The sequence below is a fragment of the Ructibacterium gallinarum genome (assembly GCF_014982785.1).
Classification (GTDB): domain Bacteria; phylum Bacillota; class Clostridia; order Monoglobales; family Monoglobaceae; genus Ructibacterium; species Ructibacterium gallinarum.
The window spans coordinates 1-7600 of record NZ_JADCKB010000047.1 but is presented as its reverse complement, the minus strand read 5'-3'; the positions used below and the strand labels follow the sequence as shown (position 1 = coordinate 7600).

The window sequence follows — 7600 nt, the reverse complement described above, 5'->3', positions numbered from 1 at the left end:
TGGTATAATTTTATCCATGAGATCTTGATCTCCTTTCTCTGATTTTCAGGGAGGTATTCGGGTTTGGGGTAAAACCATTATACCATAAGGAGTTCAAGGTCTCAATTTTCATTTAACTTAACAAAACACTATAGAAAGCAAGGTGTCCTTTAATATGACACAACTTTGTGCCAACGAAGAGCTTTATACTATGCTAAATTTACGGAATTACTATTCAGATCCTGTGGAAATTATGGCAGCTGTTGCACTTTATGACAAAAGTGACGTCATTCTGCGGCTGGAACAGATTGTGGAAAAGAAGCAAATTTATTCCCCGATGGCAAATGAAAGTTTTACAATTCCTTTAAAACTTCCGGAAAATGTTACAGGCAAAATTGTCAAGGTCTTTTTGTGGGATGATGCATTGAACCCTATCTCTAATGTTATAGCAGATTTAGAGTGAGAATGAGATGAAATAGGCATTACTGGATGCTGCGGATTTTAGATTATTATAAGTGCTTTGAAGTGTAATCGCTGGGAGTTTTTCCGGTCACACGTGCAAAGGCTTTATAAAAGTTGGCAGAGCTATGAAATCCGCAGCGAGCTGCAATTTCAAGCTTGCTCAAATTGGAAGTGGTTAAAAGTCCGATTGCCTTTTCAACTCGCTTGATCGTAATATAATCCCATGGAGAGATGCCGTTGTATTTTTTAAACATAGTCGAAAAATAGGATTTGCTCATTGTGGATTGCTGTGCGATTTCTGCCAGTGTTAATGATTCTTCCAGATGATTTTCTATATATTGCATGGCCAGTGCTAATTGAGAGAGTGTTTGGTTGTTTGCAGATGAGTTGTTTTTAGAATTGACATAGTCATAATCTCTTAGCAAAATCAGCAAAATTAAGAGAAGATCTATTTTTATTTTCAGTTGATAACCAGGGAGTGCGTCGATGAATTCTTTTTCTATATTTGTTACAATATTTCGTATCTGAGTGGTGGATGGATTTTTCGATCTATGCGATGGGTAAAGCTTGGGCTGCGGTCAAAAAAAGTCCCAGCAGAACCATCGTGGATGGGTCGCCATCATTCCACAGAAATTTAGGCTCAAATTGTATATTTATCAGTTCAAAGTTGTTACCGGGAAAAATATCGGTAATATAGTGAATTTCATTGCTTCCAAATAAAAAAATATCACCTTTCTGCAAGGTGTATTCTTTGTCTTTGATAGAATAAATCCCGCTGCCGCTTAAAATAACGGATAGTTCACATTCGGTATGATGGTGCTCACGATAGCTTCGTTTGCCGCTGGGACTAGCTGAATGAAATATCTTAATATCAGGGAGAGCATATTCGTTAAATTTCATTTTGGTTACCTCCATGTAATATATAGAATCAAAATATAGTAGATAATATTCAAAATATTTTGGTTGCTTTTATACATACTTTCTTATATATAATTAAACAAATAGAAAAAGTCAAGGGGGAGTATAAATGAAAAAAGAAAATATTCGAGATAAAATTTCAGAAAATATTAATATCTGTTCTTCGCCGTCAGAGCTGAAGATTACGGATATTCGTGTTGCGAATATCAATGGTGCACCTAAGCATTGTCCGCTGATTAAGATTTATACTAATCAGGGTCTGATTGGTTATGGGGAAGTGAGAGATGCGTCAAGTGCAACCTATGCATTGATGTTGAAATCCAGACTTGTGGGAGAAAATCCATGCAATGTTGACAAATTATTTCGCAGAATAAAGCAATTTGGCGGACATTCCCGTCAGGGTGGCGGTGTGTCCGGAATTGAAATTTCCCTTTGGGATTTAGCGGGCAAGGCGTGGGGTGTCCCGTTGTGGCAGATGCTGGGAGGTAAATTTCGCGATAAGGTGCGTATGTATTGTGATACCGATGTGGATGGAAAGCATAGTGGAACAGATATGGGAAATGCCTTAAAAAAGAGAATGGAGCAGGGATTTACATTCTTGAAAATGGATTTGGGTATAGAATTGATGCTGGATGAGCCGGGGTGCCTAAATGCACCGATGGGAATGCTGGAAGATATTAAAAAATATTCCATGAAAGCGATCAATCACCAAAGAAATTCAATCGACAGAGATGTTATGAGAGGGAAAAATTACGAAACCTTTACCATTCCCCATCATGCCACTGGAATTCACCTGACCCAAAAGGGAATGGATTATCTTGAAAATTATGTGCGCGAGGTGCGGGATGTTATTGGATATGAGATCCCGCTGGCAATTGATCATTTTGGGCATGTATGCATCGAAGATTGTATCATGTTTGCCAAGCGCCTGGAAAAATATAATATTGCTTGGATAGAAGATATTGCACCATGGCATTATACGAATCACTATACCAAAATTGCCAATAGTTGTAACATTCCTATTTGTACGGGCGAAGATATTTTCTTGTCCCAAAATTTTGTTCCGCTGATGGAAAACGGAGGGGTATCTGTGATACACCCGGATATTTTGACAGTCGGCGGCGCTATGGAAATGAAAAAGCTGGGGGATTTGTGTGAAACCTATGGTGTGGCAATGGCGATTCATATGGCAGAAAGTCCGATAGCATGTATGGCAGCCATTCATGCAGCTGCGGCAGTACAGAATATTTTGGCTGTAGAGTTCCATTCTGTGGATATTCCGTGGTGGAATGATCTTGCTGTGGGCATTGATAATCCTATTTTTGACAAGGGATTTGCCAATGTTCCAAACAAGCCGGGTTTGGGTATTGATGAATTGAATGAAGAGCTTATTGCAGAGCATATACACGAACAATATCCGGGACAATGGGAGCCTACAACCCAATGGGATATTGAATGGGCAAATGACAGGGAGTGGAGCTAATGAAAATTATTTGGTTAGGGCAAAGCGGATATCTGTTATCAGATGGAATTACAACCATATGCATTGATCCATACCTATCTGATGCGGTGAATCGAATTGCAGGGCGTCCCAGAATGGTGGGAATACCAATTCTTCCGGAAAAGCTGTATGTCGATGCAGTAATTTGTACGCATAACCATGTGGATCATGTGGATCCAGATGCGATACCTAAGATGCAAAAGGAGAATATGATCTTTTATGCACCCACAGACTGCAAACAGACTCTAATGAATTTGGGAGTGACGCAGTACCTTCCTTTTGATGAGGGAACACGAGTAGTGCTGGGGAATTTCATACTGGAGGCGGTTTTTGCAGACCATACGGTTCCGGCCATTGGCGTTGTGGTTACCCATGCAGGAAAAAGGTATTATTTTACTGGTGATACATATTATCATCCTAAGCTTGCGGATATAAAATGCGATGTTCTTTTTGTGAGCATCAATGGAAAGCTGGGAAACATGGATGTAGAGGATGCAATTCGCCTTACAAACGAAATCAAACCACAGCTTGCGGTTCCTAATCATTATGGCATGTTTGCCAGCAATACCGAAGATCCGGAAAAATACATGGTGCCCAATCGTTTTATTATGGAATGGAATAAGGAGTATAATTTATAATTTGCTTATAGGAGGCAACAATATGTCAAGAAGAGAAACAGCCCTAAAATATTTTCGTGAACACCAGGATTATATGGAAGAACGGGTGAAATCCGGAGTAGAGCTATATCGTAAGGGGGATGCTCAAATGACGGTAGTAGACGGTGAGGGAAATCCTCTGAAAGGTGTTAAAATAGCCGTGAAGCAGAAAAATCATGAATTTAAATATGGTGCAAATATTTTTATGCTTGACGAATTTGAAAATGAAGAGAAAAATAGAATATATCGTGAGAAATTCTGTGAAATTTTCAATTTGGCAACAGTTCCGTTTTATTGGAAGGACTTGGAGCCAGAGCAGGGAAAAACTCGTTATACCAAAGATAGTCCGCGTATTTATCGGCGTCCTGCACCGGATTTGTGCGTAGAATATTGTCTTGCTAATGGAATAGAGCCAAAGTGTCATTGTTTGAACTATGATAGTGTGATTCCGGAATGGGTATGCGATGCGGATGTGGAGCAGTACAAGATGCTGCTGGAAAAACGTTTTCGTGAAATTGCAGAGCGGTATGCAAAAACGATTCCGTCTTTTGAGGTTACCAACGAAACTTTTCGTGGTTATAAGGATTATCAAACCCAATTTTATCGTGAGAATGATTTTGTAGAGTGGAGTTTCCGTACTGCAGCAAAATATTTCCCCAACAACCGTTTGATTATTAACGACTATGTTGTATTTGACGATGGACACTATCGAGAGAACAGAAGCCAATATTTTATGCAGATTGAACGGTTGCTGCGCAACGGAATATATCATTTGGATTCTGTAGGAATGCAGTTCCACAGCTTCTTTGATCTGGAACGAGAACCGAAGGATGCTGAATTTCGGTATAATCCAATGCATTTATATCAGGTTTTGGATAAGTATGCAGAGTTAGGAAAACGGATGCAGATTACGGAAATGACCATTCCTGCATATTCAGCATCGCCAGAGGACGAAGAAATACAGGCAGAATTGATTCATCACTTGTATTCGGTATTTTTCAGTCATCCGGCCATGGAGGCAATTATTTACTGGAATTTACCAGATGGATATGCAGCTTATGCGCCTCAAGGAGATATGACATCCGGAGAAAATAAATATTACGGTGGATTACTGCGGTATGATTTATCTGAAAAACCGGCATGTTGGGTAATTAAAGACCTGTTCGGAAGGAAGTGGAGAACAGAAGCTGAGGTTACAACCAATGATGTAGGATGCACAAAATTCCGAGGCTTTTACGGCGAATATGAAGTAACCGTTACCGGAGACGGAAAAGAAACCAAAACAACGCTGATGCTTTCTTCACGTAAAAATAATATCAATAAGATTGTTATGAAGTAAGCGGCGGAACGGTGGCAAAAAAATGTTTGATTTATCGGGTAAAATTGCTCTGGTAACTGGCTCAACTCAGGGGATTGGTTTTGAAATTGCAAGCGTATTGGCACAGCAGGGGGCACGTGTGTTTGTGAACGGTGCATCCAGCATGGAGAAATGTCAGGTGGCGGCGGAGCGAATACCGAATTCTGTGCCGGTATTAGCCAACGTGTCAAAGGAAGAGGATATTCAAAAGCTCTATCAAACAACAGGCGACGTGGATATTCTGGTGCTGAATGCATCTGTCCAGGTAAAAAGAGATTGGGAAGAGGTTTCGTTAGAAGAATTTGATATGCAAATGTCTTGCAATGTAAGGAGTTCTTTTTTAATGATACAAAAATATGCTCCTGGTATGAAAAAGAAAAAATGGGGTCGAATTGTTACCATTGGCAGTGTTAATCAATATAATCAGCATCCAATGCTGTCGGTATACAGCATTTCAAAGGCAGCACAGATGAAGATGGTAGAAAACCTTGCACCGCTGCTTGCACCATTTCAAGTGACCATTAACAATATTGCCCCCGGGGCCATTGATACACCGAGAAATCAACAAGCACTTGCTAATAAAGAGGCACACAGGAGCATTGTCAGTCGCATTCCATGCGGATATATCGGAAAACCGGAGGATGTTGTGCATGCAGTTTTGTTAGTGTGTTCAGAGGAGGGAAGATATATCACAGGCTCTGAGATTATTGTTGATGGGGGGTTCCATCTATAAAATGCTTACAGGCAATGCCTTTTGTGAAGATACAGAAGAAATATGCTGGCTGCATACTTATTGTGGGGGATTTTTATGGATTAGAAATAGTGTGCCTTGACGCTTTTGTTTTTAGATGAGAAAGAAATTGTATGCTGTTTAGATAGGGCAAGAAGAAATTTGACCATAGAAAATCCAGAGGCTTATAGTAGAAAAGGAGAGGTGTTCATGCACTTTAATGACAGAGAAGAGATTATAGCACTTACCCCTCAGTGAAAGGGTGACCGAATGGATGACGGCAGACCGTATGTGCCGGATAAATATCTAAAGGCGTTGGAAAAGCTAACGCTTGAAGAGGTTTGGAAACCCATTTTTGTGAAGGGGTATGAAAGTCAGTTTGAAGGTCGGCTTCATACTCTGTATGATGATGGCAGGAAGTTGATTGGACGTGCTGTTACAGCTACGTATTGTCCGTACCGCCCGGATCTTGATGAAGTGACAAAGGACATTGGACGAAAAGAAAATCGTTCCGGAACCTATAATCAATGGGTGATTGACAGTCTGGTAGAAGGTGATGTTGTAGTTGTTGATATGTATGATAAGATTTATAAGGGGACTTTTCTTGGCGGAAATCTTACTACGGCAATCAAGAACAAGACCAAAACCGGTGGCGGAGTAATATGGGGTGGAATCCGTGATACAGAGCAAATGAAAAAAGTGGAAGGTGTGCAGGTATATTACAGAGGAATTGATCCAACACCCATCCGTGACTTCATCATGACAGGATTTAATACTGCCACCAGAATAGGAAATGCCATCTGTCTACCGGGTGATATTGTGTTTGGTGCCGGAGGAGGGGTGTTGTTTATACCCAGTCATCTGGTGGCAGAGGTGGTTGATGGTGCCGCAAAAACCCAGGTGAAGGATTTGTTCGGATTTGAAATGATTACGCTGAATAAGTTCACCACTGCCCAGATTGATAAAAATACCTGGAGTAAGGAAATGCTGGATTTACTCATGGAGTTTATAGAGAGCGATGAAAGAGCTGCAGAATATAGAGGGATGGATTGGTCCTATGAGTATGATTTGGCAATCAATGGAGATCCCAATGATACACAATCAGCACTTTAATCGATAAAATTTTTATACGGTTTTATATGGCTTCTTGTCAATAGCTGAGATGGTGTTGTAGAATAAAAGTTGACACCCTATTCACAAGGAAATTGTGTGCCCTCCCAGCAAAAATGGACACAGAAAAGCATCAAAAAACGGAATGAATCGTAATAATACTTTTGTTTTCAAAAGGCGACCGCATTTATTCGACGGTTCACTTGACAACGAGCCTCTGCCGACATGATATTCCGGCGAAAGGACGAAATAGCCCGGAGGGCGATTCGCCTCAGCACAAGCCTATCATACCGGCTCCTCATTGTCAAGCGACTTTCGCAGCATAAACGCTGAGTAAGTGCTCGTACGCAAGCGGAGAGAGCCAATTAAGAGCCGCTTGAGGTCTTACGGAATTGTAATATGTTTCAATATACGCAAATATATCGGCCTGTGCTTCATCTTTGGTTTTGTAATGTTTGTGATGAACGAGTTCACATTTAAGGCAACTGAAAAAGTTTTCTGCTACGGCATTATCATACGGATCACCCTTTCTTGACATACTTTGAGTAATATTGTGTTTAGCTAATGCTTCACGATATCCACCGGAAGCATATTGAACACCACGGTCGCTGTGAAAAATCAAATTCGATTGAGGCTTTTGCCTGTTTACTGCCATTTCAAGTGCAGAAACGGTAAGATTGGTGTCGATACGGCTTGAAAAGGCGTAACCGACAATCTTTTTAAGACATAGGACTTTAACGATGGCTGTATACAGCCATCCCAGCCTGTAGAAAAACCCCTGTTTTCGCTCAGAAAGCAGGGGCTGCTTTTGTTAATGAGAATAAATTTCTAAAAATTTGCGTAAAGGCGAAAAGATATGTTGATTTATCAGTTCTGTTCCACCTATG

The 7600-nt window shown here is 40.6% G+C and carries 9 protein-coding genes; 6 read left to right on the top strand and 3 right to left on the bottom strand.

The features are described from left to right. The first annotated feature begins 154 nt into the window (after positions 1 to 154). Positions 155 to 442, top strand: a complete 288-nt coding sequence (locus tag INF28_RS12495; RefSeq protein ID WP_226393786.1) for a hypothetical protein — start codon at positions 155 to 157, stop codon at positions 440 to 442. 46 nt (positions 443 to 488) lie between these two features. Here INF28_RS12495 and INF28_RS12490 read toward each other — a convergent pair whose 3' ends face one another. Continuing rightward, on the bottom strand, positions 489 to 875 hold the full coding sequence (locus INF28_RS12490; RefSeq protein WP_226393785.1) for a helix-turn-helix domain-containing protein: 387 nt from the start codon (positions 873 to 875) through the stop codon (positions 489 to 491). 115 nt (positions 876 to 990) lie between these two features. Next, positions 991 to 1341: an AraC family ligand binding domain-containing protein gene (locus INF28_RS12485; RefSeq protein WP_226393784.1), complete on the bottom strand. Its 351-nt coding sequence runs from the start codon at positions 1339 to 1341 to the stop codon at positions 991 to 993. Positions 1342 to 1468: 127 nt separating this feature from the next. Between INF28_RS12485 and INF28_RS12480 the strand changes: the two genes are divergently transcribed. The 5 genes from INF28_RS12480 (at position 1469) to INF28_RS12460 (ending at position 6716) form a co-directional block, all read left to right on the top strand. Then, complete coding sequence (locus tag INF28_RS12480) at positions 1469 to 2842, top strand: mandelate racemase/muconate lactonizing enzyme family protein (RefSeq protein WP_226393783.1); 1374 nt, start codon at positions 1469 to 1471, stop codon at positions 2840 to 2842. Next, on the top strand, positions 2842 to 3498 hold the full coding sequence (locus INF28_RS12475; protein ID WP_226393782.1) for an MBL fold metallo-hydrolase: 657 nt from the start codon (positions 2842 to 2844) through the stop codon (positions 3496 to 3498). Before INF28_RS12480 ends, INF28_RS12475 begins: the two co-directional genes overlap by 1 nt. 22 nt (positions 3499 to 3520) lie before the next feature. Next, a complete protein-coding gene (locus INF28_RS12470; RefSeq protein ID WP_226393781.1) occupies positions 3521 to 4855 on the top strand; it encodes an endo-1,4-beta-xylanase in 1335 nt (444 codons plus the stop codon). Between the two features lie 22 nt (positions 4856 to 4877). Then, complete coding sequence (locus tag INF28_RS12465; protein ID WP_226393780.1) at positions 4878 to 5606, top strand: SDR family NAD(P)-dependent oxidoreductase; 729 nt, start codon at positions 4878 to 4880, stop codon at positions 5604 to 5606. A 267-nt stretch (positions 5607 to 5873) separates the two neighbouring features. Beyond that, a complete protein-coding gene (locus INF28_RS12460) occupies positions 5874 to 6716 on the top strand; it encodes an RraA family protein (RefSeq protein ID WP_226393779.1) in 843 nt (280 codons plus the stop codon). Between the two features lie 301 nt (positions 6717 to 7017). Here INF28_RS12460 and INF28_RS12455 read toward each other — a convergent pair whose 3' ends face one another. Next, the gene (locus tag INF28_RS12455) at positions 7018 to 7467 is read right to left on the bottom strand and encodes an IS3 family transposase (RefSeq protein ID WP_226393787.1); all 450 of its coding nucleotides are present in this window, start codon (positions 7465 to 7467) and stop codon (positions 7018 to 7020) included. Positions 7468 to 7600 lie beyond the last annotated feature (133 nt).